The organism is Burkholderia sp. LMU1-1-1.1 (assembly GCF_040675865.1).
Classification (GTDB): domain Bacteria; phylum Pseudomonadota; class Gammaproteobacteria; order Burkholderiales; family Burkholderiaceae_D; genus Rugamonas.
Genome location: NZ_JBEGHG010000067.1, coordinates 270787 through 296029 on the forward strand (window position 1 = coordinate 270787; position 25243 = coordinate 296029).

At 62.6% G+C, this 25243-nt stretch carries 21 protein-coding genes and 4 tRNA genes; 18 read left to right on the top strand and 7 right to left on the bottom strand.

What is annotated here, in order from left to right; translation table 11 throughout:
- Positions 1-8 precede the first annotated feature (8 nt).
- Positions 9-1280 carry a TIGR03862 family flavoprotein gene (locus MRBLMU1_RS28785; RefSeq protein WP_363509310.1) on the top strand — a complete coding sequence of 424 codons (1272 nt, stop codon included), beginning with the start codon at positions 9-11 and terminating at the stop codon, positions 1278-1280.
- Positions 1281-1369: 89 nt separating this feature from the next.
- Here the strand turns inward: MRBLMU1_RS28785 and MRBLMU1_RS28790 are convergent, their stop codons facing one another.
- The 4 genes from MRBLMU1_RS28790 to hpnD form a co-directional block, all read right to left on the bottom strand.
- Positions 1370-2176: a head GIN domain-containing protein gene (locus MRBLMU1_RS28790; RefSeq protein ID WP_363509313.1), complete on the bottom strand. Its 807-nt coding sequence runs from the start codon at positions 2174-2176 to the stop codon at positions 1370-1372.
- An 11-nt stretch (positions 2177-2187) separates the two neighbouring features.
- Entirely contained in the window at positions 2188-2991 is an 804-nt protein-coding gene (locus tag MRBLMU1_RS28795) for a DUF1700 domain-containing protein (RefSeq protein ID WP_363509316.1), read from the bottom strand.
- Between the two features lie 129 nt (positions 2992-3120).
- Positions 3121-4524 carry a hydroxysqualene dehydroxylase HpnE gene (hpnE, locus tag MRBLMU1_RS28800; RefSeq protein ID WP_363509620.1) on the bottom strand — a complete coding sequence of 468 codons (1404 nt, stop codon included), beginning with the start codon at positions 4522-4524 and terminating at the stop codon, positions 3121-3123.
- A gap of 7 nt (positions 4525-4531) precedes the next feature.
- A complete protein-coding gene (hpnD, locus tag MRBLMU1_RS28805; RefSeq protein ID WP_363509319.1) occupies positions 4532-5365 on the bottom strand; it encodes a presqualene diphosphate synthase HpnD in 834 nt (277 codons plus the stop codon).
- Positions 5366-5473: 108 nt separating this feature from the next.
- Between hpnD and MRBLMU1_RS28810 the strand changes: the two genes are divergently transcribed.
- Positions 5474-5884 (top strand): VOC family protein, encoded by a 411-nt coding sequence (locus MRBLMU1_RS28810; protein WP_363509321.1) that lies wholly within the window; start codon positions 5474-5476, stop codon positions 5882-5884.
- Here the strand turns inward: MRBLMU1_RS28810 and MRBLMU1_RS28815 are convergent.
- Entirely contained in the window at positions 5859-6086 is a 228-nt protein-coding gene (locus MRBLMU1_RS28815; RefSeq protein WP_363509324.1) for a hypothetical protein, read from the bottom strand. The genes MRBLMU1_RS28810 and MRBLMU1_RS28815 overlap by 26 nt on opposite strands.
- 256 nt (positions 6087-6342) lie before the next feature.
- Here MRBLMU1_RS28815 and MRBLMU1_RS28820 point away from each other — a divergent pair, with 256 nt between their 5' ends.
- Together MRBLMU1_RS28820 and MRBLMU1_RS28825 are read left to right on the top strand one after the other, a co-directional pair.
- On the top strand, positions 6343-7473 hold the full coding sequence (locus tag MRBLMU1_RS28820) for an FIST signal transduction protein (protein WP_363509326.1): 1131 nt from the start codon (positions 6343-6345) through the stop codon (positions 7471-7473).
- Positions 7474-7476: 3 nt separating this feature from the next.
- Complete coding sequence (locus MRBLMU1_RS28825) at positions 7477-8571, top strand: ATP-binding protein (RefSeq protein ID WP_363509328.1); 1095 nt, start codon at positions 7477-7479, stop codon at positions 8569-8571.
- A gap of 38 nt (positions 8572-8609) precedes the next feature.
- On the opposite strand, the gene MRBLMU1_RS28830 is transcribed toward MRBLMU1_RS28825, so the two are convergent.
- A complete protein-coding gene (locus MRBLMU1_RS28830) occupies positions 8610-10586 on the bottom strand; it encodes a glycoside hydrolase family 97 protein (protein ID WP_363509331.1) in 1977 nt (658 codons plus the stop codon).
- A 242-nt stretch (positions 10587-10828) separates the two neighbouring features.
- On the opposite strand from MRBLMU1_RS28830, the gene MRBLMU1_RS28835 reads away from it, so the two are divergent.
- Genes MRBLMU1_RS28835 through MRBLMU1_RS28845 form a run of 3 tightly spaced genes read left to right on the top strand, consistent with a single transcriptional unit; the run spans position 10829 to position 12268 of the window.
- Positions 10829-11365, top strand: coding sequence for a dihydrofolate reductase family protein (locus MRBLMU1_RS28835; RefSeq protein WP_363509334.1), 537 nt, complete (start codon positions 10829-10831; stop codon positions 11363-11365).
- Positions 11362-11919, top strand: coding sequence for a TetR/AcrR family transcriptional regulator (locus MRBLMU1_RS28840; RefSeq protein WP_363509337.1), 558 nt, complete (start codon positions 11362-11364; stop codon positions 11917-11919). The genes MRBLMU1_RS28835 and MRBLMU1_RS28840 overlap by 4 nt, the downstream gene beginning before the upstream one ends.
- A 25-nt stretch (positions 11920-11944) precedes the next feature.
- The gene (locus MRBLMU1_RS28845) at positions 11945-12268 is read left to right on the top strand and encodes a hypothetical protein (protein ID WP_363509340.1); all 324 of its coding nucleotides are present in this window, start codon (positions 11945-11947) and stop codon (positions 12266-12268) included.
- Between the two features lie 136 nt (positions 12269-12404).
- Here the strand turns inward: MRBLMU1_RS28845 and hpnC are convergent, their stop codons facing one another.
- Positions 12405-13247 (bottom strand): squalene synthase HpnC, encoded by an 843-nt coding sequence (gene hpnC, locus MRBLMU1_RS28850; protein ID WP_363509343.1) that lies wholly within the window; start codon positions 13245-13247, stop codon positions 12405-12407.
- A gap of 156 nt (positions 13248-13403) precedes the next feature.
- On the opposite strand from hpnC, the gene MRBLMU1_RS28855 reads away from it, so the two are divergent.
- From MRBLMU1_RS28855 to MRBLMU1_RS28905, 11 genes are all read left to right on the top strand, one after another.
- Positions 13404-14546, top strand: a complete 1143-nt coding sequence (locus tag MRBLMU1_RS28855; protein WP_363509345.1) for an efflux RND transporter periplasmic adaptor subunit — start codon at positions 13404-13406, stop codon at positions 14544-14546.
- Complete coding sequence (locus MRBLMU1_RS28860) at positions 14543-17647, top strand: efflux RND transporter permease subunit (protein WP_363509348.1); 3105 nt, start codon at positions 14543-14545, stop codon at positions 17645-17647. Before MRBLMU1_RS28855 ends, MRBLMU1_RS28860 begins: the two co-directional genes overlap by 4 nt.
- 233 nt (positions 17648-17880) lie before the next feature.
- Positions 17881-17967 (top strand) — tRNA-Leu (locus tag MRBLMU1_RS28865).
- Positions 17968-17999: 32 nt separating this feature from the next.
- Positions 18000-19340, top strand: a complete 1341-nt coding sequence (tig, locus tag MRBLMU1_RS28870) for a trigger factor (protein ID WP_315219062.1) — start codon at positions 18000-18002, stop codon at positions 19338-19340.
- A gap of 96 nt (positions 19341-19436) precedes the next feature.
- The gene (gene clpP / locus MRBLMU1_RS28875; protein ID WP_209712779.1) at positions 19437-20063 is read left to right on the top strand and encodes an ATP-dependent Clp endopeptidase proteolytic subunit ClpP; all 627 of its coding nucleotides are present in this window, start codon (positions 19437-19439) and stop codon (positions 20061-20063) included.
- A gap of 172 nt (positions 20064-20235) precedes the next feature.
- Complete coding sequence (gene clpX / locus MRBLMU1_RS28880) at positions 20236-21504, top strand: ATP-dependent Clp protease ATP-binding subunit ClpX (protein WP_090319072.1); 1269 nt, start codon at positions 20236-20238, stop codon at positions 21502-21504.
- A gap of 276 nt (positions 21505-21780) precedes the next feature.
- On the top strand, positions 21781-24192 hold the full coding sequence (gene lon, locus MRBLMU1_RS28885; RefSeq protein WP_363509352.1) for an endopeptidase La: 2412 nt from the start codon (positions 21781-21783) through the stop codon (positions 24190-24192).
- 212 nt (positions 24193-24404) lie between these two features.
- Positions 24405-24677, top strand: a complete 273-nt coding sequence (locus tag MRBLMU1_RS28890; RefSeq protein ID WP_090319067.1) for an HU family DNA-binding protein — start codon at positions 24405-24407, stop codon at positions 24675-24677.
- Positions 24678-24737: 60 nt separating this feature from the next.
- Positions 24738-24813: transfer RNA gene (locus tag MRBLMU1_RS28895), tRNA-Val, on the top strand.
- Positions 24814-24860: 47 nt separating this feature from the next.
- Positions 24861-24937: transfer RNA gene (locus MRBLMU1_RS28900), tRNA-Asp, on the top strand.
- A gap of 28 nt (positions 24938-24965) precedes the next feature.
- Positions 24966-25042, top strand: a tRNA-Asp gene (locus MRBLMU1_RS28905).
- The last annotated feature ends 201 nt before the right edge of the window (positions 25043-25243 follow it).

Consider the following 25243-nt stretch of genomic DNA (forward strand, 5'->3'; position numbering starts at 1 on the left):
CCGAATGCATGCAGTCTAGTTTGACACCTTTTCGCGTCGCCGTCATCGGTGGCGGCCCCGCCGGCCTGATGGCCGCGCAAACGCTGGCGCAGGGCGGGGCCCAGGTGGACGTATATGACGCGATGGCGTCGGTCGGCCGCAAGTTCCTGTTGGCCGGACGGGGCGGGATGAACATCACCCACGCGGAGCCGTATGCGGACTTCGTTCCGCGCTACGCCGGCGCCGCCGCCGCGCTGCGGCCGATGCTGGACTCTTTCGGGCCGCGGGACGTGCGCGATTGGGTGCATGGCCTGGGCGTGGACACCTTCGTCGGCACCTCCGGCCGCGTTTTCCCGACCGATATGAAGGCGGCGCCTTTGCTGCGCGCCTGGCTGCACCGTCTGCGCGAGAGCGGCGTGCGGTTTCATATGCGTCACCGCTGGCTGGGCTGGCGCGACGGCGCCTTGCTGCTGCAAACCCCCGACGGCGAGTTGCCGGTGCACGCCGACGCGGTGGTGCTGGCCCTGGGCGGCGGCAGCTGGGCGCGACTGGGGTCGGACGGCGCCTGGGTGCCGCTGCTGGCCGAACGCGGGGTCGACGTGGCGCCGCTGGCGCCGGCCAATTGCGGCTTCGATGTCGACTGGAGCGAGCATTTCAGCGGTCGTTACGCGGGCGAGCCGCTGACCACCGTCGCCATCATCTCGACCGGCGCGGATGGGAAGGAATTCCGAAAGCAGGGGCAGTTCGTTGTCACTGCGGGTGGGGTGGAGGGCAGCTTGATCTATGCGTTGTCGGCGGCTTTGCGCGACCAGATCGCGGCCAACGGTAGCGCGACGATTTATCTGGATTTGCTGCCGGATTTGTCGGCGGAGCGGGTAGCCGATGAAGTCGCGCGGCCGCGTGGCGCGCGGTCGCTGGCCAGTCATTTGCAAAGCCGGTTGGGGATCAAGGGTGTGAAGGCGGGGCTGCTGCGGGAGTGTTTGAGCAAGGAGGAGTATGGCGATCCGGAGCTGTTGGCGCGGGCGATCAAGAGGTTGCCGGTGCGGCTGTTGCGGCCACGCCCGATCGACGAGGCGATCAGCAGCGCGGGCGGGGTGCGTTGGGATGCGCTGGAGGGCACGATGCTGAAGGCGGCGCCCGGAGTGTTCGTGGCCGGCGAGATGATCGATTGGGAGGCGCCGACGGGCGGGTATTTGCTGACGGCGTGCCTGGCGAGCGGCCTTGCGGCCGGACGCGATGCCTTGGCGTGGAGCGCGGCCCGAGGCGCCGGAAATCACGAGGAAACACGTAGGGCTGATTAGCGCAGCGTAATCGGCCATTGCGTGCGTCGCGGGGACGCACACATGGCCGATTACGGCGTTCCGCCTAATCCGCCCTTGTCTCCACAGGGTTATTCCCAGCTGACGTCACCCGAACCGCTGCGGTTGACGTTGCGCTGATCCGGATTGCCCAGCACCCGGATGTCGCCGCTGCCGCGCAAGGTCAGATCCGCCGACTGCTTGGCAAACACATGGCTGGTGCCCGAACCCTTCAAGTCCACCGTCACCTTGTCCGCCGCCAGATGGCGCGCATCCAGGTCGCCCGAGCCGGTCAACTGCGCGTCCAGCGTCTTGCAGCTGCCGGAGGACTTGATCTCGCCCGAACCGACCAACTCCAGCTCCACATGCTCGCTGCTGCCCGCGTTCAGATGCAGGTTGCCGCTGCCATGTGCCCCGGCGATCAGATTGCGATAACGCCCCGAGAAGTTCACATTGCCCGAGCCGTGCAGCCGCAGTTCCAGCTTGTCGCCGCTGAAACCGGACACCTTGGTGTCGCCGCTGCTGCGCACCGTCAGCTCCTCCAGCATCGGCAGCACCAGCTCCACCTGCAAGCGGTGCTTCGGATTGAGCAGCATGCCCTTGGTGCCGATGTGCAGATCGCGGCCGTCCTGGATGGTTTCGATATTGGCCAGCGAACGCTGCTCGCCGCGCACCTTCATTGACGCCGTCGGCCCCTGGGTCAGGATCAGGTCGATCGGTCCCTCCAGCACCACGGTCACCGCCATGGCGTCGACCTTGCGGGTTTCGCCGCTCAAGGTGCGGCCGGCCACGCTGGTTGGACTGGTGGTGCCGTATGCCTTGAGCATGCTGTACGTCACGCCGATCAGCAAGAACGACAGCAGCAACAGGCCGATTCCGATTTTCAGTAATGCACGCATTGAATGCCTCCTTAGCGTCCGCGCAGCAGCGACATGTTCATCGCCGCGTAGCGCCTCAAGCCGATCACGGTGTAGCGCGTCAGCACGATGCTGATCAGGCACAGGCCGATGCCGGCCAAAATCAGGCCGAAGCCGATGAAGGTCTGCGTGGTGCGGGCGCCGCTGTCGAAATCGGTGGTGATGTGGACGTCGCCCGTGGCCACCGCCTCGGCGCGGTCGAACAGGCGGCTGGCGCGGCTGGTTCCCTGCACGGTGTCGGCGCCGGCTTCGTCTTCGCTGTCGGGCGCCTTGCTGACCTGGATACCCATGTCGTTGATGGCGATGCGCCAGCTCTTGGCCTCGGCTTCCTCTTCCTTGGTGTCGAAGCGGGAATGGGTCAGGGCCATGACGTGGTGCAGCGGACCTTCGAGCGACAGCTCGTTCTGGCCCGACAGGCCGCTGGCGGTCAGCGCCACGCCGCCGATGTAGAACGCGAACGCCGACACGTAGACCGCCATCAGCATGGCCGCGTAAACCATTGCCGGAATGACCATGAACAGGTTGAAGACCGCCAAGCCGACGAACGACACCATCACGCGGACCAGGTTGGCGGGGGTTTTCTTTTGCTCAAAAGAATGTAAGTGGGCCGAGGCGCGCAGGGTCATCGCGATCTTGCGCGGTTCGTCGAGCTCCTTGTAGACCTCGGCTTCGCTTTTGCCGGCCACCAAGCCGTCGATAAAGCGCTGCTCGTAGTAGGCGAGGGTCTTGGCCACCGTTTCCGGTGGCAGGCCCTGCATCGCCTGCTTGAGCGCATCGAGGTATTGTTGCTTACTCATGATGTGTTCCAATTACGTCTTTGTCGATGGTGCAACTGTACGCAGATCGGCGTCCGCATGCCAACGCCATGTGACAGGCTGCACAAATCGCGGGGCAGGCGACGGAAACCGCGCACCGGACGGGGAGCGCTACGTGACGCCCTTCAAATGCGCCGCCGCCGCCACGCCGCTGCGCACCGCCGATTCCAGGGTGGCCGGGTAGTCGCCGGCCGTGTAGTCGCCCGCCAGCGCCAGCCCCGGCAGGCCGCTGGCGTTGCGCGGACGCGCCAAACCAGGCGAACTGGCGTAGGTGGCGCGCTTTTCGGTGATCACCTTGAACCAGTTCGGCCGGCCCAGTTCCGGCCGCTGGAACGCCGCCGCCAGCTGCACGGCGACCGCTTCGGCCAGCAAATCCTGCTCCTGCGCGGCCACGCCGGCCGAGGCGCTGATGACCACCGCCAGCAGCCCCGCCTGGCCGGCGTCGAGCTGGCCGCGGTCGAACACGAACTGGCCCCACTGGTAATTGTCAGGGTCCTCCAGCAGCGCGAAGAACGGCAGCGCCAGCCGGGTGGCGGCATCGTATTGCAAATACACGGTGGTGATGGCTTCCGACTCGAACGCCGTCAATTGGGCGCACACGTCCGTGGTGTCGCAGTCGGGCACGGCGTGCAGCAGCGCGGCGGCCTGGGCGGCGCCGGTGGCCAGCACCACGCCGTTGAAATAGGTGCTCCAGGTGCCGCCGACGGCCGCGCCGCTGACGTCGGCCTGCCACAGGCGGCCTTCGATCGAACGCAGCGCCTGCACCTTGGCGCCGGTGCGCACCGCGCCGCCATGCGCCCGCAGGAACGCCGAGGCGGCATCCGGGAACAGCGCCGACAGGTCGGCGCGCGGCAGCAGCATGTCCGACGCGCTGCGTTTGGCGCCCAGGCTGTCGCGCAGCACGTTCAGGAAGACCTGGGCCGAGGCGCGCTCCGGCGGCGTGTTCAGCGCGGCCAGGCATAGCGGGCGCCACATCAGCTGGATCAGGCGCGGCGTCTGCTCGAAGCGTTGCAGCAGTTCGCTGACGCTGCAGTCGTTGTTGAGCCGCCAACCCATCCAGCGCGCCGTGCTCGAGAAGCGTGCCAGGCTCATTTTGTCGGCGCGGTCCAGGCCCTTGCTGCGCAGCAGCGCGATCGCCACGTGCAGCGGGGCGGGCAGGCGCGGCGCGACGAAGTCCATGCCGCCGGCGCCGGGCGGATAGCGCATTTGCAATGGCAAGGTCAGCAGGGTCTGGTCGGGGTCGACGCCGACCAGTTTCATCAGGCGCAAGGTTTCGCTGTAGGCGCCCAGCAGGATGTGCTGGCCGTTGTCGAGCTGTTTGCCCTCGATTTCGACGCGCCGGCCCCGCCCGCCGAGGGTGCGCGCCGCCTCGAACAGGGTGACCTTGAAGCCGGCCCGCGCCAGCTCGACGGCCGCGCTGCAACCGGCCCAGCCGCTGCCGATGACGGCGACCGAGCGCGAAGGGGAGCAGTCGGCCTTTGCGGCCGAGCGTTTTTCTTCCGGCGACCCGGTCACGGCGTCGTTAGCCACGAATATAGGTCTTCCAGGCGAGCCACAGTTTGCGGATGGGCGTGAGCGAAATGCGCTGGGTGAGCACGTGGTAGCCGTCGTCCTGCACCTCGGTCAACAGGGTGCGGTAGATGGCGGCCATCATCAGGCCGGGCCGCTGGGCGCGCCGGTCTTCCTTCGGCAGCAGCGCGAAGGCGTCGTCGTACGCCTGCTGGGCGCGGGCGACCTGGAAGGCCATCAGCTTTTCGAAGTTCTCGCTGTGGCGGGCGTTGAGCAGGTCTGCCGCCGTCACGTTGAACTGCTGCAGCTCGTTGATCGGCAGATAGATGCGGCCCTTGCGCGCGTCTTCGCCGACGTCGCGGATGATGTTGGTCAGCTGGAAGGCGTGGCCCAGTTTTTCGGCGTACTTCAGCGTCTCGGGCCGGGTCGCGCCGAAGATGCTGGCCGACAGGATGCCGACCACCGAGGCCACGTGCCAGCAATACGTGGTCAAGGCCGGATAGTCGAGGTAACGCGTCTGGTTCAGGTCCATCTCCATGCCGTCGATGATGGCTTGCAGATGCTGCTGTTCCAGCTTGTAGAGGGCCAGGTGGGGCTGCAGCGCCTGCGTGACGGGATGGGTCTGCTTGCCTTCGTACATGTTGACGATTTCCTTGCGCCACCACGCCAGCTTGATGCGGGCCACCGATTCATCGGTGCATTCGTCGACGGTGTCGTCGACCTCGCGGCAAAAGGCATACAGGGCGGTGATGGCTCGGCGACGCTCCGGCGGCAGGAATAGAAAACTATAGTAAAAACTGGAGCCGCTCTGGGCGGTCTTTTGCTGGCAGTAGTCGTCGGGGGACATGAATAAAAAAGCAAGGAATGACTATCGAAGCCGCTATTCTATAGTGTTAAGCGCGCGGATGGGGGCTGGGTTATAGTCGCCATTTCCTTATTTGACGGGAGCGGCACGATGATACGGATCCGGGAAATAGACCATATCGTTTTGCGGGTGATCGAACTGGAGCGGATGCTGCATTTCTACGGCACCGTGCTTGGATGCCCGGTGGAGAAACGGCAAGACGCCATCGGCCTGGTGCAATTGCGTGCCGGCGCCTCGATGATCGATCTGGTGCCGGTCGACGGCAAGCTGGGCAGTATGGGGGGCGCGGCGCCGGGTGCGCAGGGCCGCAATCTGGACCACTTTTGTTTGCGTGTGGAACCGTTCGACGAGGCGGCGATCCGGGCGCATCTGACGGCGCACGGGGTGGCGGCGGGTCCGCTCGAGTCGCGCTACGGCGCCGAAGGCGAGGGGCCGTCGGTCTACCTGACCGACCCCGAGGGCAACGTGGTGGAGCTTAAAGGCCCGCCGGCATCCGGCTAGCGCGGCGGCGGCCCGGCGGATCGGACAGCACGCGGACGATGACGCTGACCGGGATCGCCCGGCGGACCAGGAATTCCGACGCGAACGCCTTGCCATGGCTTTGCTGCAGGCGCACGCCCAGCTCCACGATTTTGGACGTTTCCGTATCCGGACGCTGCGACTGGCCCATCGCCATGCCGAAGTAGGGGTTATGTGACAACATGATGACACCTCGTAATTTTCCCCGAACATAACACGAGAAGTCATTATTGTGCAGTGGCAACGATTTAATTGTGCGCGGCTTGCAGGTTACTGTCGAGTCAGACGGTGTGTCAAAGCGTCGCCGGTCGCGAAAATGTTGCATGGCATCCTTAAACGTGCCTGTCCTTGGGGAAATTAAGCGACAGCGGGAAGCGATTTCACTACAATCGATTTCAGGTCCACACTGCGGCCCTTGCACGTCCCCACAGGAGATTTCCATGCGCATGGCTCAATTCCACACTTCCGACGTCGGGGCGGTTGGCGGCCTCGCGCTGCCGGCCGATGCCGATCTGCTGCTGGTGTTCGGCGCCCGGGCCTTGCTGCAGGCGGAAACCCTTTTCCCGGCGCTGCGCGGGGCTTGTCCGGACGCCGTGATCGCCGGCTGCAGCACCGCCGGCGAGATTTGCGGCACCGAAGTGCACGATGACAGCCTCGTGATCACCGCCGTCAGTTTCGCCGCGACCCGCGTCGTGCTGGTCTCCGCCACGTTGGAGCTGGCGGCCGACAGCCGCCAGGCCGGCGCCACGCTGTCGGCGCAACTGCTCGGCGACCAGCTGCGCCATGTGCTGGTGCTGTCGGACGGGCTGGCCGTCAACGGCAGCGAGCTGGTGCAGGGGCTGCGTACCTCCCTCCCGGCCGGGGTCAACGTCACCGGCGGTCTGGCCGGCGACGGCCCGGATTTCGGCGTCACGGTCGTCATCGCCGACGCCCCGGCCGCCTCGCGCCGCATCGCCGCCATCGGTTTCTACGGCGAGCGCTTGCGCGTCGGCTACGGCTCGCTGGGAGGATGGGATTCCTTCGGGCCGGAACGGCTGATCACCCGTGCGGAGGGCAATACCCTGTTTGAACTGGACGGCGAGTCGGCGCTGGCCTTGTATAAAACCTACCTCGGCAAGCAAGCCGAGGACTTGCCATCGTCCGGGCTGCTGTTTCCGCTGGCGTTGCATCTGGCCGATGCGGATACCTACGTCGTGCGCACCATCCTGGGCGTCGACGAGCAGGCGCAAAGCATGACCTTTGCCGGCGACATGCCGGTCGGCGCCCGCGCGCAGTTGATGAAGGCCAATTTCAACCGCCTGGTCGACGGCGCCATCGGTGCGGCCGAGGACACGCTGACCCAGCTCGACGGCCACGCGCCGGAGCTGGCCATCCTGATCAGCTGCATCGGCCGCAAACTGGTGCTGCAGCAGCGTATCGAGGAGGAAACCGAGGGCGTCGCCGAGGTGCTGGGCGCGCGCACAACGTTAACCGGTTTCTACTCCTATGGCGAGATCGCGCCCCACAGCGCGCTGACCCGGTGCGAACTGCACAATCAAACCATGACCGTCACCACCTTCAGCGAGGAATAGGCCATGCATCCATTGCTGGCGCGCCAGCTCAAGAAGTATTGCCGCGACGGTCAGGTCGACCTGGACGGCTTGAGCAAGGCGGTCGACGACGCCTATGCCAGCTTCGAGCACGACCGCTTGCTGATCGAAAATTCGCTGGAGGTGATGTCGCAGGAGCTGGGCAAGCGCAACCGCCAGTTGGCCGAGCAGCTGTCGGACAAGCAGCAGATGATGGATCAGCTCAGCATCAGCAACGTCGAACTGCGCGAACTGAACGGCAAGCTGGAGGCGACCCGCCACCAGCTGCTGCAATCGGACAAAATGGCGTCGATCGGCCAGCTGGCGGCCGGCGTCGCGCACGAGATCAACAACCCCATCGGCTACATCAACTCCAATTTCTCCACCTTGCAGCGCTACGTCGGCAGCCTGTGCGACATGCTCAGCGCCTACGAGGAGGCCGAGTCGGCCATCGAGTCGGCCGAGGTGGTGTCGCGCTTGAAGGCGATGCGGGCGGAAATGGATCTGGGTTACCTGCGCAGCGATATCCCGGAACTGATGGCCGAATCGACCGAGGGGCTGGAACGGGTGCGGCGCATCGTCCAGGACTTGAAGGATTTCTCGCACGCCGATTCGCAGAAGGAATGGCAGTTGTTCAATCTGCACCAGGGCATCGACTCGACCTTGAACATCGTCGCCAATGAAATCAAGTACAACGCCGAGGTCGTCAAGGAGTACGGCGACATTCCGGAGATCGAATGCCTGTCGTCGCAGATCAACCAGGTGGTGATGAACCTGGTGGTCAACGCCGCCCACGCGATCCGGCCGGGGCACGGCAAGATCACCCTGCGCACCGGCGTTGAGGGCGATCACGTCTGGTTTTCGGTCACCGACACCGGCAGCGGCATCGAACCGGACAACCTGAAACGCATCTTCGACCCGTTCTTCACCACCAAGCCGATCGGCAAGGGCACGGGGCTGGGACTGTCGGTGACCTACGGCATCGTGCAAAAACACGGCGGGAGCATCGAGGTCGACAGCGAAGTGGGACGGGGCACGACGTTCCGCGTGGTGCTGCCCATTGGGCACCGCGACGCCGGCGGCGCCGGCGCGGAGGACTAGGCGCCGCCCCGAGGGACGGCGCCGGTGCCGCGGCCGGCCTACGGTTTGATCACCGCCACCGCGCCGCCGGACGGCGCCAGTTTCAACTTCAGGCTTCCCGTCGCCGAGACTTTGCTGTCGCCCGCGTTCAGGCGGGTCGGATCGGCGCCATCCTGCAGCACGTGGGCGTTGAACGCGCCCTTGCCGAGGAATGACAACGGCACTTTCAAAGTGCGGCCGGCTTCGTTGGTCATCGCGCCGATGTACCAGGTGTCGCCCTTGCGCCGCGCCGAGACGATGTACTGGCCGATATCGCCCGCCAGGATGCGGGTTTCGTCCCACGATGTCGGCACCGTCTGGATGAACTCCGCGCCGTCGGCGTTGGCGTACGCGGCCGGCGCGTCCGACACCATCTGGAACGGGCTGTCATAAACCACGTACATGGCGACCGCCTGGCCGCGCGTGGTCATCACCATCGGCTCGTGATTGCGGTGCTGGAACTTGGCCGGGGTGGTGTTGCGGAAGCCGCCCGGCGTGTAATCCATCGGCCCCAGGATCATGCGGGTGAACGGCAGCGTGACGTTGTGGCCGGCCGTGATGCGCGCGCTCCACTTGTTGTTCTCGGCGCCCAGCACGCCTTCCTGCGTGATGTAGTTCGGCCAGGTGCGGTTCAGCCCGGTCGGAGGATAGGCGCCGTGCAGGTTGACCATCAGGTGGTGCTTGGCCGCCTTCTCCAGCACCTTGTGGTACCAATCGACCATTTCCTGGTCGTTGCGGTTCATGAAGTCCACCTTCACGCCCTTGATGCCCCAGGCTTCATACTGCTTGAAGGCCGCGTCCATCTGGTTGTCGAGCTGCTGCCATTGCAACCACAGCCAGACGCCCACGCCTTGCGATTTCGCGTACTGGAGCAGGGCGGGCATGTCTATTTCCGGCTTGGCGCGCGTGACGTCGGCGTCCGCGTTCGGTTCGATGTCGCTGCCGACGGACCAGCCTTCGTCGATCAGGATATCGTCCAGCTTCATCCGCTTCGAAAAGTCGACGAAGGCCTTGTAGGTGGCGGTGTTGACGCCGGCGTTGGGCACGTCGACGGCCCAATCGTTCCACCAGTCCCACGACGTCTTGGCCGGCTTGATCCAACTGGTGTCCTTGATCTGCGACGGCGCGGCCAAGGTCGGAATCAGCGACGAGGCGGCCAGGTCGCCCGGCGCGTCGGCCAGCATCACCACGCGCCACGGCGTTTGGAAGCCCTGTCCCTTCAGCTGCACGCTGGCGGAGATGGTTTTGCGGGAGCGGAAGTTGCGGTCGTTGTCGAAGCGCGGCGGCAAGGTGACCGCCACGCCCAGTCCGGCGTCGCCGCGTCCGGCCAGGAAGAATCCGGGATAGTCCTTGACGTCGGACTCGGCGATGGCGAAGGTGGTCTGGCCGGCGCCGGTCTTGCAGACCAGCGGCGAGATGTAGTGGTGGAAGTTCCGGAACCTCGACGCCTTGGTCTGGTCGTACTCGGCCTCGAAGCTCGTGTCGAAGCGGCCCATGTTGGCGCCCCAGCAATCGTAGTCCTTGGCGAAGTTGAACTGGGTGGTCTCGCTTTTCACCTTGACCGCTTTCAGGCCGGCCTGTTCCGGCAAGGTGTAGCGGAAGGCGACGCCATCGTCGTAGGCCCGCACCAGCAGATGGAAGTTGAACGGTTTGCCGGCGGCGGCGAACGCCAGGTCGGCGTGGTTGTAGCGGTCGGGCGCGCTGCGCGCCTTGCCGACGACGATGTCATAGGTATCGTTGACGCTGCCGCCGGTGCGGCCGGTCAGCTTGGCGCCGGGGCCGATCGTGCCGATGTCCAGGTTGAGTCCGAGCGGCGAAGGCTCGATGATGATCTTGCCGTTGCGGCTTACCGAATAGGTCAATTTATCGCTGTCGATGGTCACCACATTGCCGCCGCCGGGTGATTTGACGGTAATGGTCTCGGCGCTGGCGCTCGCCATTGCCGCAACAACGGTGGCCATCGCGATCAGTGTGGCCGCGCGGACGTGATCTGTCATGGTTGTGTGTCTCCGATTTATGGGTGGTTGGTCTAATGCCCCGCCATTTTGCGAGATGCTTGCCACTGTGGCAATTGCGAAATTCACCAATCGATCGCATAGAAATCCGCAAGTATCGGCCAGTCTCCCGTCCGGCGCAATATTGCCTGGCTGCTTACACCGAGACCCCCATGGTGGTGGCTGTTGAATGTGACGGGGCCCATCCTATAAAATATACGCTGTACATTTAAAAGGGGGATTCGATGACAACCGGGCACGTTTTTATTGCGACCAGCCTCGATGGTTACATCGCGCGCGACGATGGCGACATCGACTGGTTGCTGCAGCGGGATGATCCCGCGGAAGATCACGGCTATGCCGATTTCATCGCGGACAAGGATCTGATCGTGATGGGGCGTGGTAGCTACGAGAAGGCGCTGTCGTTCGACAAATGGCACTACGATCGGCCGGTGCTGGTGCTGTCCAGGCAACTGGCGGGGCGCTCGGTGCCCGGTTCGCTGCAAGGAAAGGTGCGATTCTCCAGCCTCTCGCCGGTGGAGACGATGAGGGCCCTGACGGAGCAAAACCTGCGCCGGATCTATGTGGACGGCGGGCAGGTGGTGCAGTCCTTTTTGCGCGGTGGGTTGATCGAGGACATGGTGGTGACCACCGTTCCGGTACTGATCGGCTCCGGCAGGCCTTTGTTCGGGGCGCTGCCGCAAGACGTCGATTTGACGCTGGTGTCCAGCCGCGCTTTTCCTTCGGGCCTGGTGCAAACGACGTATCGGATCTCGCGGTGACGCGCCCACGCGGCCGTCCGAAGCAGGGAACGGGGCTGGCGCGGGACGACATTCTCGACGCGGCCATGCAATTACTGGGGCAGGGTGATGGAAAAGGGCTGTCCATGCGCGCCCTTGCCGCGCGGCTGGGCACCACGCCGATGAGCCTTTACCACCACGTCGCGGACCGCGCCGGGCTGTTAGTGGCGTTGTCGGATCGTGTGTATGGCGAAGTGCTGGGCGCGATCCCGGCCTCAACCGACGGGTGGGGTGAGATCCGGATCCTGCTGACCCGTTACCACGAGGCCGTCGGCAGGCATCCGCAGCTTACCTTGGAGATCTTTGCCGAACCCCAGGCCTTTGCCGGGGTGAGCCGAGCGATCACCGATCGCCTGGACTCGCTGCTCGCCGCGATCACCGGGGAGCACCTTCTTTGGCGCGATATCCTGATCGACCATGCGCATGGGAGCGGCTTGGCTCAAGCCGATCAGGAGCGCAGCGGCTTGCTGTGCGCCCAGTACGGGCAGGCGCTGGATTGCTTGTTGGCGTGCCTGCGGGGCGCCACGGTAAAATAATGGTTTATCCTTGACTGGTTAAGTCATGCTGCACATCGAAGAATCGGACTGGAGACACCTGCGCGATCTGCAACCGGTTTTACTAGACCGTTGTTGCCGTCGGATACTGTCGGCAGCCGAAGAAATAGTGGCCAAGCACGAGGAGGCGGCGCATCCGCGCTACCTTGCCATGTACAAACTGATCCATGATCGCGACCGCGAGCTTGCCGACATATTTAATGACGTGAGACGCTCGAACGCCTTTGTGCGCATTTTATTGTTGCGACGAAACGGCTTGTTCACCGACGAAGAATTTGCCGGCTTCGGCGCTGAGACCAAGAGCAGAATTATCGCTTTGCAAGGTTCCTGATTAGAGCAACCGGGGTTGCTTGGCTATCTCGCGAAATTCCTGAAGGTACAGCGTGGTGACGTCGACGGCATAGCTTTGCTCGACGACTGCCGCAACAGTTGAGATCGTGTCCGAATGACAGACTTGACCCCCGCTTTTACGCCGCGCTCAGCACCCGTTTCATCTGCCTTTTCATGCGCACCGACGCCCAGAACACGCCCAGCCAATCCCGCCTGGTCAGCTTCGGGCGATGCAGGAAGACATCGTATTCCGCGTCCTCGATGGCGTCGAGGATGCGCAGGCCGCCTTGCACCATCATCCTCAGCTCGAAGCCGATCCGGCCCTTCAGCCGCAGCGCCAGCGGCGCGCCGCTCAGCATCAGGGCGCGCGCGCGCTCGACCTCGAACTTCATCATCGAACGCCAGCGGGGACGGGCGCTGGCCTGGTCCAGCGCGCCAGGCAGGATGGCATAGCGGCCGAGGTCTTCCAGCGGTAGATAAATACGCTCCTTTTGCAGGTCGATCGCCACATCCTGCAGGAAGTTAATCAGCTGGAGCGCGCTGCAGATGGCGTCCGAGTCGCGCACGTTTTGCTCGTCGGCCGCGCCGTACAGATGTAGCATCAGATGGCCGACCGGATTGGCCGACCGCGAGCAATAGTCCAGCACCGCGTCATAGGTCTGGTAGCGGCTCACCACAACGTCCTGTTTGAAGGCCGACAGCAACTCGTACATGGGCTGGAGCGGCAGCCCGTACTCGCGCACCACCTGCGCCAGCCGTTCGAACATCGGCGCGTGGCCGCTGTCGCCGGCGGCGATGCGGTCGAGCGCGGCTTCGTAGGCGCTCAGCGCGGCCAGCCGCTGCTCCGGCGTGGCGTCGCCCTCGTCGGCGATATCGTCGGCGCTGCGGGCAAAGGCGTAAATGGCTTCAACCGCTGGACGTAGACGACTTGGTAACAAAATGGAAGCAACAGGGAAATTCTCGTAGTGATCAACTGACATACACACCCAGCCTAAAGCAATATTTTTAGATTAATGACGCAAAAGTCATTTGCAAACGAATTTGCTCGGCTTATAATTAATTAACGGAAAGTCATTTATTTCCAACCCGTAATAGTAGTGCCAACTACCCTCCAGAGCAAGAAAAAGGACAGTACTGTGGTCGCCCCCAAAATCCCGCGTCAGATTTCCCCACTTTTAATTGCGTTGCTGATGGCCGCCACCCTGGCCGCCTGCTCCAAGCCCGCCGAGAAAACCGAAGATATCCGTCCGGTGCGCGCGATCGTGCTCAGCAGCAGTGATGTCGACGTCGATGCCGAGTTCTCCGGCGAGGTCCGGGCCCGCGTCGAATCGCGCCTCGGTTTCCGCGTCGCCGGCAAGATCGTCAGCCGCAAGGTCGATGTCGGCGCGCTGGTCAAGCGCGGCCAGGTGCTGATGCAGCTCGATCCCCAGGATTTGCAATTATCGCAAGCCCAGGCGATGGCCGCGCTGCGTTCCGCCGAGACCAGCCGCGATCTGGCCAAGGCCGAGCTGAAACGTTACCAGGAACTGCGCAGCAAGAACTTCGTCAGCCAGGCCGTGCTCGACGAGAAGGAGTCGACCTTCAAGTCGGCGCAGTCGAATGTCGATGCCTCCCAGGCCGCCTATCGCGGCCAGTCCAACCAGGCCGGCTACGCCGCGCTGGTGTCCGATGTCGACGGCGTCGTGACGTTGGTGTCGGCCGAGGTTGGCCAGGTGGTGCAGCCGGGCGTGGAGGTGGTGCGCGTGGCCAAGGCCGGCGAGAAGGAGATCGTTATCGGCTTGCCGGAGGATAAGGTCGAGACGCTGCGTAAGATTTCGGACGTGCAGGTGCGCCTGTGGGCCGACCCGACCAAGTCGGTGGCCGGCAAGATCCGCGAGATTTCACCGGTCGCCGATCCGTCGACCCGTACTTATACCGCCAAGGTGGCTATCCCCGACAGCCTGGCGGAAGCCAAGCTGGGCATGACGGCCGTGGTCAAGTTCGCTTCCAGAACGGCTGCGCCGCAGATCAAGGTGCCGCTGACGGCCTTGTTCAGCGAAAAATCGGTGACCTCGGTATGGGTGGTGGAGGGCGGCGCGGTCAAGCTGGCGCCGGTGACCATCGCCGGCGTGGCCGGCAACGAGCTGATACTGGGCAGCGGCGTCAAGCCCGGCCAGACCATCGTCACGGCGGGCGTGAACCTGCTCAAGCCGGGCCAGAAGGTCAAGATCCTTGGCAGCGAGGTGGCGGTCAAGCCGGCTCCGCCGGCCGCTCCCGCCGTCGTCGGGGCCGCCAAATGAAGGAAGGATTCAACCTCTCGCGCTGGGCGCTCGAACACATCCCGCTGACGCGCTACCTGATCGCCGTGCTGCTGATCGGCGGCGCGCTCAGCTACAGCAACCTGGGGCAGGACGAGGATCCGCCGTTCACCTTCCGGGCGATGGTGGTGCGCGCCAGCTGGCCGGGCGCGACCTCGCTGCAGATGGCCGAACAGGTCACCGACAAGCTGGAAAAGAAACTGCAGGAGACGCCGGGCATCGACGAGATCAGCAGCTACTCCAAGCCGGGCGAGAGCCTGATCACGCTGAAATTGCGCGAATCGACGCCGCCCAAGGACGTCGCGCAATCCTGGTACCAGGTGCGCAAGAAGATCGGCGACATCCGCGGCACCTTGCCGCCGGGCGTGCAGGGGCCGTTCTTCAACGACGAGTTCGGCGATACCTACGGCTCGATCTTTGCGCTCTCCGGCGACGGCTTCACCTACGCCGAGATGAAGGAATATGCCGACTTCGCGCGCCAGCAGTTGCTGGGCGTGCCGTCGGTGTCCAAGGTCGAGCTGTTCGGCGTCCAGGACGAGAAGGTCATCATCGAGTTCTCGCACAAGAAGTTTGCCCAGCTGGGCATTCCGATCGAGGCCATCGCCAACCAGATCGCCACGCAGAACACCATCGAGTCGACCGGAGTGCTGGTCACGCCGACCGACAACCTGCAGGTGCGCGTCACCGGCGCGCTGAAAACCGTCAAGGACCTTGAGGGGCTCGAGCTGCGCGCCAACGGCACCGCGTTCCGGCTGGGCGACTTCGCCACCATCAAGCGCCAGTACCAGGACCCGCCGGGCGACAAAATGCGCTTCAACGGCAAGGAAGTGATCGGCCTGGGCGTGTCGATGGAGAAGGGCGGCAATATCATCGAACTCGGCAAGCACATGGAGAAAACCGTGGCCGAGATGAAGGCCAAGCTGCCGGTCGGTATCGAGCTCGAGCGCGTGTCCGACCAGCCGGCGGCGGTCACGGCCTCGGTGGGCGAGTTCGTCCACACCTTGATCGAGGCGGTGCTGATCGTGCTGGCCGTCAGTTTCGTCGCGCTCGGCCTGCACAGCAAGCCGTTCCGCCTGGACGTGCGTCCCGGCCTGGTGGTGGCGCTGTCGATTCCGCTGGTGCTGGCCGTGACGTTCCTGTTCATGCGCATGCTCGACATCGACCTGCACAAGATCTCGCTGGGCGCGCTGATCATCGCGCTGGGCCTGCTGGTGGACGACGCCATCATCGCCGTCGAAATGATGGTGCGCAAGATGGAGGAGGGCATGTCGCGCTTCGACGCGGCCACCTTCGCCTACACCTCGACCGCGATTCCGATGCTGACCGGCACCCTGATCACCGTCGCCGGCTTCCTGCCGATCGGCCTGGCCAAGTCGGCCGCCGGCGAATACACGTTCTCGCTGTTCTCGGTCAACGCGCTGGCGCTGATCATTTCGTGGGTGGTGGCGGTGACGTTCACGCCCTACCTCGGTTTCATCCTGCTCAAGGTCAAGCCGCACGCGGCCGGCGGCAACGACCACGACCTGTTCGATACGCCCGGCTTCCGCCGCTTCCGCGCCGTCGTCAACTGGTGCGTCGAGTACCGCAAGACCACCATCGCGCTGTCGCTGGCGGTGTTCGCGCTGGGCGTCTACGGCTTCAACTTCATCGAGAAGCAGTTCTTCCCGGATTCGAGCCGGACCGAGCTGATGGTCGAGATGTGGACGCCGGAAGGCACGAGCTTCGCCGCCAACGAGGCCCAGGTCAAGAAGTTCGAGGCCTTCATCCGGCGCCAGCCCGGCGTGGTCAGCGTCACCAGCTACGTCGGCACCGGCAGCCCGCGCTTCTATCTGCCGCTGGACCAAATCCTGCCGCAGACCAACGTCTCGCAAATCGTCGTGCTGCCCAAGGATTTGGCGGCGCGCGCCGACTTGCGCAAGAAGATCGTCGACGTGTTCAAAAACGATTTCCCGGAGGTGCGCGGCCGGGTCAAGCTGCTGCCGAACGGCCCGCCGGTGCCCTATCCGGTGCAGTTCCGCGTGACCGGCACCGAGGTGGCGACGGTGCGCGCCATCGCCGACCAGGTCAAGGACATCATGCGCGCCAATCCGAACGCGGTCGGCGTCAACGACAACTGGAACGAGTCGGTCAAGGTGCTGCGCCTCGACCTGGACCAGGACAAGATGCGCGCGGTCGGCGTGACGTCGCAAACGGTGATGCGGGCGGCCAACACGATTCTTTCGGGCACGACCGTCGGCCAGTTCCGCGAGAACATCAAGCTGATCGACATCCAGATCCGCCAGCCCCTCGACGAGCGCAACACGATTTCGATCCTGAACGACACCAATATACCGACCGAGAGCGGCAAGTTCGTGACGATCAGCCAGCTGGCGCGCGCGCACTTCGTCTGGGAGCCGGGCGTGGTGTGGCGCGAAGGACGCGAGTGGGCGATCACCGTGCAATCGGACGTGGGCGACAACATCCAGGGGCCGACCGTGTCCAGCCAGATCGAGCCCAAGCTCAAGGCGCTGCGCGACTCGCTGCCGGCCGGCTACCAGATCACCACCAAGGGCGCGGCGGCCGACAGCGGCACGGCCGAGGCGTCGATCGCGGCCAACCTGCCGCTGGCGATCTTCATCATCTTCACCTTGCTGATGCTGCAGCTGCATAGCTTCTCGCGGGCGCTGCTGGTCTTCCTGACCGGTCCGCTGGGCGTGGCGGGGGCGGCGATGGCGCTGCTGTTGCTGGGCCGTCCGCTGGGCTTCGTCGCCAACCTGGGCATCATCGCGCTGTTCGGCATGATCATCCGCAACTCGGTGATCCTGGTCGACCAGATCGAGCAGGACATCAAGGCCGGCCACGATCCGTGGACCGCGATCGTCGAATCGGCGGTGCGCCGTTGCCGTCCGATCATCCTGACGGCGGCCGCCGCCGCGCTGGCGATGATACCGTTGTCGCGCTCGGTATTCTGGGGTCCGATGGCGGTGGCGATCATGGGCGGGCTGATCGTGGCGACCGCGCTGACCTTGTTGTTCCTGCCGGCGCTGTACGCGGCGTGGTTCCGGGTGAAAAAGCCGACCGGCGACGCCGTTAAAACCCATTAACAGCGGGGTCGTACCCCACCGGGTACGACCCCAAAAAGCGGTCGCTTTGCGGGTTAAACAGGCAAAAATGGACGAAAAACAGCCGAATACCCTGGTTAGTTTAAAAATCACCACATTTCGCTAAAAAACCCGTTAGAATACCGCGTTGAAGTTGAAAGCTCCCACGAAGAATAGTGGGGCCAGGGCGACCGTTTTCACTTACGAGTCGCCCTTTGCTTTTGTGCAAACATGCCGCGAGGATGGCGAAATTGGTAGACGCACCAGGTTTAGGTCCTGACGCCAGCAATGGTGTGGGGGTTCGAGTCCCCCTCCTCGCACCAACTGTATTACTATTTTTTTGGACGATTTTTACATGGCAACTGCAGTCGAAACCTTGGGCAAACTCGAACGTCGTATCACGATCTCCTTCCCGCTGACCGAAGTACGCAGCGAAGTTGAGAAGCGCCTGAAAGTGCAAGCCAAAACGGCTAAGGCACCAGGCTTCCGTCCGGGTAAAGTTCCTCTGAAAATGGTCGCAGCACAGTACGGTTATCAGATCGAGACCGAAGTGTTGAACGACAAAGTTGGCCGCGCTTTCAACGACGCCGCAAACGAAGCCCAGCTGCGCGTAGCTGGCTACCCGAACATCGTCCCGAAGGAAGACTCGCCAGAAGGCGTGCTGACCTTCGACGCGACGTTCGAAGTCTACCCGGAAGTCGTCGTTGGCGACCTGACCACGGTGGAAATCGAAACCGTCAAGGCCGACGTCTCGGAAGCTGAAATCGACAAGACCATTGAAATCCTGCGCAAACAGCGCGTGCACTTCCACACCAAGGGCGAAGCCGGCGAACACGGCGACGGCGGTGAGCCGGTCGCGGCCAATGGCGACCGCGTCACCGTCGACTTCGTCGGTTCGATCGACGGTGTCGAGTTCCCAGGCGGCAAAGCCGAAGACTACCCGTTCGTGCTGGGCGAAGGCCGCATGCTGCCGGAATTCGAAGCCGCGACCGTCGGCCTGAAGGTTGGCGAAGCCAAGACCTTCCCGCTGGCTTTCCCGGAGGACTACCATGGTAAAGACGTCGCCGGCAAAACCGCATCGTTCACCATCACGCTGAAAAAGCTGGAGTGGGCGCACCTGCCGGAAGTCGACGCCGAATTCGCCAAGTCGCTGGGCGTGGCCGATGGCGACGTCGCCAAAATGCGCGAAGACATCAAAGTCAACCTGGAACGCGAAGTCGCCGGCCGTGTCAAAGCCCGCAACAAGGAAGCCGTCATGGATGCGCTGGTGAAAACCGCCACCCTGGACGTGCCACAGTCGCTGATCGCCCAGGACAGCGAGCGCCTGGCCGAAATGACCCGCCAGGACATGGAACAGCGCGGCATGAACGTCAAGGACGTGCCATTCCCGCAAGAACTGTTCGCCGAAAAAGCCGAGCGTCGCGTGCGCCTGGGCCTGATCCTGTCGCAATTGGTCGGCGAGAACAAGCTGCAAGCCCAGCCCGAGCAGGTCAAGGCGCAAGTCGAGGACTTCGCCCAGAGCTACGAAGACCCGCGCGAAGTGCTGAAGTACTACTACAGCGATCGCCGCCGTCTGGCCGAAGTCGAGGCCCTTGTATTGGAAGAAAACGTCGTCAACTACGTCCTGGGCCTGTCGAAGACGTCGTCCAAGGTTGTGGCCTTTGACGAACTGATGGGAAGCAACGCTCAAGCGTAATTCAGCACCGGCCGCAGTGACAAACAGCCGCAAGTTTGCCGTAACGATTTGTAGTAGTATTGTCACTCCGGCCTAGCTGCTTCACAAGGAAATAGAATGACTGGTTTTAACCGTAATCCGGCGCTGGACACTGAAATGCTCGGCCTGGTGCCGATGGTGGTCGAACAAAGCGGTCGCGGCGAGCGTTCGTACGATATCTACTCGCGCCTGCTCAAGGAACGCATCATCTTCATGGTCGGTCCCGTCAACGACCAGATGGCGAACCTGGTGGTCGCGCAGCTGTTGTTCCTGGAAAGCGAAAATCCGGACAAGGATATCTCGCTGTACATCAATTCGCCCGGCGGTTCGGTCTCGGCCGGCCTGGCGATTTTCGACACGATGCAGTTCATCAAGCCTGACGTGTCGACGCTGTGCACCGGCATGGCCGCCTCGATGGGCGCCTTCCTGCTGGCCGCCGGCGCCAAGGGCAAGCGTTTCTCGCTGCCGAACTCGCGCATCATGATTCACCAGCCTTCGGGCGGCTCGCAGGGCATGGCGTCCGACATCGAGATCCAGGCCAAGGAAATCTTGTATCTGCGTCATCGTCTGAACGCCATCATGGCCGAGCGCACCGGTCAAACGATCGAACAGATCGCCAAAGACACCGATCGTGACCGTTTCATGTCGGCGGAAGAGGCTGTAGAGTACGGATTGATCGACAAAATGTTGTCCAACCGGGCTTGATGCTTTCATCGCAGCGTTGCTGCGCAGTATTGCTGTAAAACGCGCCCGGGCGATCAATCGTTCGGGCGTTTCGTTTTTATTTCGGGTAGCATGTAGTGGTAGGCGGACTTTTCCGGAACGCCACACACGCTGCAACAGCAAAGCCATTCTGTAACTCAAAGAAAACTGCCCCATGTCAGACAAAAAATCCTCCAGCGGCGAAAAATTACTGTACTGCTCGTTTTGCGGCAAGAGTCAGCACGAGGTAAAGAAACTCATCGCCGGCCCGTCGGTCTTCATCTGCGATGAATGTATCGACCTGTGCAACGACATCATCCGCGACGAGACCTCGGCCATCGAATCCGTCGCCGGCGCCAAGTCGGACCTGCCGACCCCGCATGAAATCAAGGACTTGCTGGACCAGTACGTCATCGGCCAGCAAACCGCCAAGCGCATCCTGTCGGTCGCCGTGTACAACCACTACAAGCGTCTGAAGCACCTGGGCAAGAAAGACGACATCGAACTGGCCAAGAGCAACATCTTGCTGGTCGGTCCGACCGGCTCGGGCAAGACCCTGCTGGCGCAGACCTTGGCGCGCATGCTCAACGTGCCGTTCGTCATCGCCGACGCCACCACGTTGACCGAAGCGGGCTATGTGGGCGAGGATGTTGAGAATATCATCCAGAAACTGTTGCAGAGCTGCAACTACGACGTTGAGAAGGCTCAACGCGGCATCGTCTATATCGATGAGATCGACAAGATCTCGCGCAAGTCCGACAACCCGTCCATCACGCGCGACGTGTCGGGCGAGGGCGTGCAGCAGGCGCTGTTGAAACTGATCGAGGGCACGATGGCGTCGGTGCCGCCGCAAGGCGGGCGCAAGCATCCGAACCAGGACTTCGTGCAGATCGACACCACCAACATCATGTTCATCTGCGGCGGCGCGTTCGACGGCCTGGCCAAGGTCATCGCCAATCGTTCGGAAAAGTCGGGCATCGGCTTCTCGGCCAGCGTCAAGAGCAAGAAGGAGCGCAACGCCAGCGAGGTGCTGCTGGAAGCCGAGCCGGAAGACTTGATCAAGTTCGGCCTCATTCCCGAGCTGGTCGGCCGTCTGCCGGTGGTCGCCACCTTGTCGGAGCTGACCGAGGAGGCGCTGATCCAGATCCTGATCGAGCCGAAGAACGCGCTGGTCAAACAGTACGCCAAGCTGCTCGACATGGAAGGCGCCGAGCTGGAGATCCGTCCGGCCGCCCTGCACGCCATCGCCAAGAAGGCGCTGGCCCGCAAGACCGGCGCGCGCGGCCTGCGTTCGATCCTGGAACACGCCTTGCTGGATACGATGTACGAGCTGCCGAATGAAACCAATGTCACCAAAGTGGTTATCGATGAAAATACGATAACCAGTGGCGCCAAACCTTTATTGATATACCAAGACCAGGCCAAAGCGTCTGGTGAGAATTAAATAACTTGTGCACACTTGCCTCATGCCGTAGCAAAATTCATTTCGCATCCGTGAGGCAAGGCGGTACAATTTAAATCAATAAAAGAGCAGGCTTCATTCGAAAAGCCACACGTGACAGCCGCTGTCGCGCGTGGCTTTTTTATTGGATGGTTCTTTTAGAATGGGCTGGCCGCTTTGAAAAGACTCTTTTTTAAGAGAATTATTTCTTGCGGTCCGGTCTTGTGATTCGGCATATCAGCGCCCACATCATAATCACGCTTTCACATAAGGTACGCCATGACAACTTCCAAATTAACAGAGCAAACTCAACTGCCGTTATTGCCCCTGCGGGACGTTGTAGTTTTCCCGCATATGGTGATACCGCTGTTCGTAGGCCGACCAAAGTCGATCAAGGCGTTGGAAGCCGCAATGGAGCAGGGCAAGAGCATCATGCTTGCCGCGCAAAAAGCGGCCGCCAAGGACGAACCTTCTGCCTCCGATATCTACGAGATCGGCTGCGTGGCCAATATTCTGCAAATGCTGAAGCTGCCGGACGGCACCGTGAAGGTGCTGGTCGAGGGTTCGCAGCGCGCGCGCATCAACCGCATCACCGACACGCCGACGCACTTCGTGGCCGACCTGACGCCGCTCGATTCAGAGCTGGGCGACGATTCGGAAATCGAAGCGATGCGCCGCGCCATCGTTCAGCAGTTCGACCAGTACGTCAAGCTGAACAAAAAGATCCCGCCTGAAATCCTCGCTTCGCTGTCGGGCATCGACGACGCCGGCCGCCTGGCCGACACCGTCGCCGCGCACCTGCCGCTGAAGCTCGAGCAGAAACAGGTGATCCTGGAGATCTTCAGCGTCGCCAAGCGCCTGGAGCACCTGCTGGGCCAGCTGGAAGGCGAACTCGACATTCTGCAGGTCGAGAAGCGCATCCGTGGCCGCGTCAAGCGCCAGATGGAAAAGTCGCAGCGCGAGTACTACCTGAACGAGCAAGTCAAGGCCATCCAGAAGGAGTTGGGCGAGGGCGAGGACGGCGCCGACCTGGACGAGCTGGAGAAAAAAGTCGCGCTGGCCAAGATGCCGAAAGAGGCGCTGGACAAGGCCACCGCCGAACTGAAAAAGCTGAAACTGATGTCGCCGATGTCGGCCGAGGCGACCGTCGTGCGCAACTATATCGACACCCTGGTCAGCCTGCCATGGAAGAAAAAATCCAAGGTCAACAACGACCTGGCGAACGCCGAGAAGGTGCTCGAGGGCGATCACTACGGCCTGGACAAGGTTAAGGAACGCATCCTGGAATACCTCGCGGTGCAACAACGCGTCGACAAGCTGAAAGCGCCGATCCTGTGCTTCGTCGGTCCTCCGGGCGTGGGTAAAACCTCGCTGGGCCAGTCGATCGCCCGCGCCACGAACCGCAAGTTCGTGCGCATGGCGTTGGGCGGCGTGCGCGACGAGGCCGAGATCCGCGGCCACCGCCGTACCTACATCGGCTCGATGCCGGGCAAGGTGCTGCAGTCGCTGGCGAAGGTCGGCGTGCGCAATCCGCTGTTCCTGCTGGACGAAATCGACAAGATGGGCGCGGACTTCCGCGGCGATCCGTCGTCGGCCCTGCTCGAGGTGCTGGACCCTGAACAGAACCACACGTTCTCGGACCACTACATCGAAGTCGACTTCGATCTGTCCGACGTGATGTTCGTGGCGACGTCGAACTCGTACAACATCCCGCCGGCGCTGCTGGACCGCATGGAAGTGATCCGCCTGTCCGGTTACACCGAGGACGAGAAGACCAGCATCGCCCAGCGCTACCTGCTGCCGAAACAGATCAAGAACAACGGTCTGAAGGAAGACGAGATCGCCGTCAGCGAAGCCGCGTTGCGCGACATCATCCGCTACTACACCCGCGAAGCCGGCGTGCGTTCGCTGGAACGCGAAGTGTCGAAGATCTGCCGCAAGGTCGTCAAGATGCTGCTGCTGAAGAAGTCGGAGAAGAAAGTCGCCGTCACGCCGAAAAACCTGGACAAGTTCCTGGGCGTGCGCCGCTACGACTTCGGCGTGGCCGAGAAAGAGAACCAGATCGGCCAGGTCGTCGGTCTGGCATGGACCGAGGTGGGCGGCGATCTGCTGACCATCGAGGCCGTGCAGATGCCGGGCAAGGGCGGCGTGATCCGCACCGGCACCCTGGGCGACGTGATGAAGGAGTCGATCGAAGCGGCCCGCACCGTGGTGCGCAGCCGTGCCAACCGCCTCGGCATCAAAAACGAAGTGTTCGAGAAGAGCGACATCCACATCCACGTGCCGGAAGGCGCGACGCCGAAGGACGGTCCTTCGGCCGGCGCGGCGATGACGGTGGCGATGGTGTCGGTATTCACGGGCATTCCGGTGCGCGCCGACGTGGCCATGACGGGCGAGATCACGCTGCGCGGCGAAGTATTGCCGATCGGCGGCCTCAAAGAGAAACTGCTGGCGGCCCAGCGCGGTGGCATCAAGACCGTGCTGATCCCCGAGCAGAACGTCAAGGACCTGGCCGACATCCCGGACAATGTCAAAAACAAACTGGAAATCGTGCCGGTGCGTTGGATCGACAAAGTGCTGGAAATCGCCCTGGAACGCATGCCGGACCCGTTGACCGAGACCGCGCCGGTGGAAGCGGTGGCCGCGGCCGCCGCCAAAGCCGACGGCCAAACAGAAGTGGTAAAACACTAACTTTTGTTCAGCATTAGTATCTGGTATTGCAAAAACAGGCGCTTTTATAGCGCCTGTTTTTTATTTTGGCCTACTTTTCTACAGTGCAGCGCTTGACACGACACCGGGCTGGCTTGTTTAATACGGCCTGAGATTTTTCTCGGCCGGCGCTGCGGTTTTAAATACCGGAGTTTAGCGGCTAAACGATATAACCTTTGTGACGGGGAATTGCTTTGAATAAGACTGAATTGATCGACCATATTGCCACTTCCGCTGACATCTCGAAAGCCGCCGCCGCGCGCGCGCTGGACGCGGTGATCGACGGCGTGACCACGACCCTGCAAAACAACGACAGCGTGACCCTGGTCGGCTTTGGTACCTTCTCCGTGAGCGAACGCGCTGCCCGCACCGGCCGCAATCCGCGCACCAAGGAAGAGATCACCATCGAAGCAGCAAAAGTTCCTAAATTTAAAGCTGGTAAAGCTTTGAAAGATGCTGTAAACTAACGGACTTCGGTGAGCAGCTCATGTAAATGAGTGGCTCACTTGATGAAAAAACGGCAAAACGGGCGGTTAGCTCAGTTGGTAGAGCGGAGCCCTTACAAGGCTTAGGTCGGGAGTTCGAGCCTCTCACCGCCCACCAGTTTTGCGGTAGCAGCAAGCAGTAAAAGCAGTGCCCAGTGTTTTGTTGGAGCGGTAGTTCAGTTGGTTAGAATACCGGCCTGTCACGCCGGGGGTCGCGGGTTCGAGTCCCGTCCGCTCCGCCAACAAAATGCTAAATGAGTCAGACCCAAAGGAGCGGTAGTTCAGTTGGTTAGAATACCGGCCTGTCACGCCGGGGGTCGCGGGTTCGAGTCCCGTCCGCTCCGCCAAGAACAAGATACCCCGCAGCTTATAATGAGCTGCGGGGTTTTTCTTTTGCGCCAAGGGTTTATTCCGCCGCCCCAACTTGAATATCGCGAACCCGGCTTTATATTAGCCGCATCGTGAATCGATATTAACTTTGTGGTGAATATGTCCACGCCGCCGATCGACTGCGGACAGGGGCGCGCGGCGGGGGTGTTGCGGCGGAC

Coding starts and splice junctions, on each gene's coding strand:
- MRBLMU1_RS28815 (WP_363509324.1), bottom strand. CDS start 6,086: ATGTTGTCACATAACCCCTACTTCGGCATGGCGATGGGCCAGTCGCAG.
- clpP (WP_209712779.1), top strand. CDS start 19,437: ATGACTGGTTTTAACCGTAATCCGGCGCTGGACACTGAAATGCTCGGC.
- hpnC (WP_363509343.1), bottom strand. CDS start 13,247: ATGTCAGTTGATCACTACGAGAATTTCCCTGTTGCTTCCATTTTGTTA.
- MRBLMU1_RS28795 (WP_363509316.1), bottom strand. CDS start 2,991: ATGAGTAAGCAACAATACCTCGATGCGCTCAAGCAGGCGATGCAGGGC.
- clpX (WP_090319072.1), top strand. CDS start 20,236: ATGTCAGACAAAAAATCCTCCAGCGGCGAAAAATTACTGTACTGCTCG.
- MRBLMU1_RS28830 (WP_363509331.1), bottom strand. CDS start 10,586: ATGACAGATCACGTCCGCGCGGCCACACTGATCGCGATGGCCACCGTT.
- MRBLMU1_RS28860 (WP_363509348.1), top strand. CDS start 14,543: ATGAAGGAAGGATTCAACCTCTCGCGCTGGGCGCTCGAACACATCCCG.
- MRBLMU1_RS28785 (WP_363509310.1), top strand. CDS start 9: ATGCAGTCTAGTTTGACACCTTTTCGCGTCGCCGTCATCGGTGGCGGC.
- MRBLMU1_RS28825 (WP_363509328.1), top strand. CDS start 7,477: ATGCATCCATTGCTGGCGCGCCAGCTCAAGAAGTATTGCCGCGACGGT.
- MRBLMU1_RS28835 (WP_363509334.1), top strand. CDS start 10,829: ATGACAACCGGGCACGTTTTTATTGCGACCAGCCTCGATGGTTACATC.
- lon (WP_363509352.1), top strand. CDS start 21,781: ATGACAACTTCCAAATTAACAGAGCAAACTCAACTGCCGTTATTGCCC.
- MRBLMU1_RS28810 (WP_363509321.1), top strand. CDS start 5,474: ATGATACGGATCCGGGAAATAGACCATATCGTTTTGCGGGTGATCGAA.
- MRBLMU1_RS28845 (WP_363509340.1), top strand. CDS start 11,945: ATGCTGCACATCGAAGAATCGGACTGGAGACACCTGCGCGATCTGCAA.
- MRBLMU1_RS28790 (WP_363509313.1), bottom strand. CDS start 2,176: ATGCGTGCATTACTGAAAATCGGAATCGGCCTGTTGCTGCTGTCGTTC.
- MRBLMU1_RS28820 (WP_363509326.1), top strand. CDS start 6,343: ATGCGCATGGCTCAATTCCACACTTCCGACGTCGGGGCGGTTGGCGGC.
- tig (WP_315219062.1), top strand. CDS start 18,000: ATGGCAACTGCAGTCGAAACCTTGGGCAAACTCGAACGTCGTATCACG.
- hpnD (WP_363509319.1), bottom strand. CDS start 5,365: ATGTCCCCCGACGACTACTGCCAGCAAAAGACCGCCCAGAGCGGCTCC.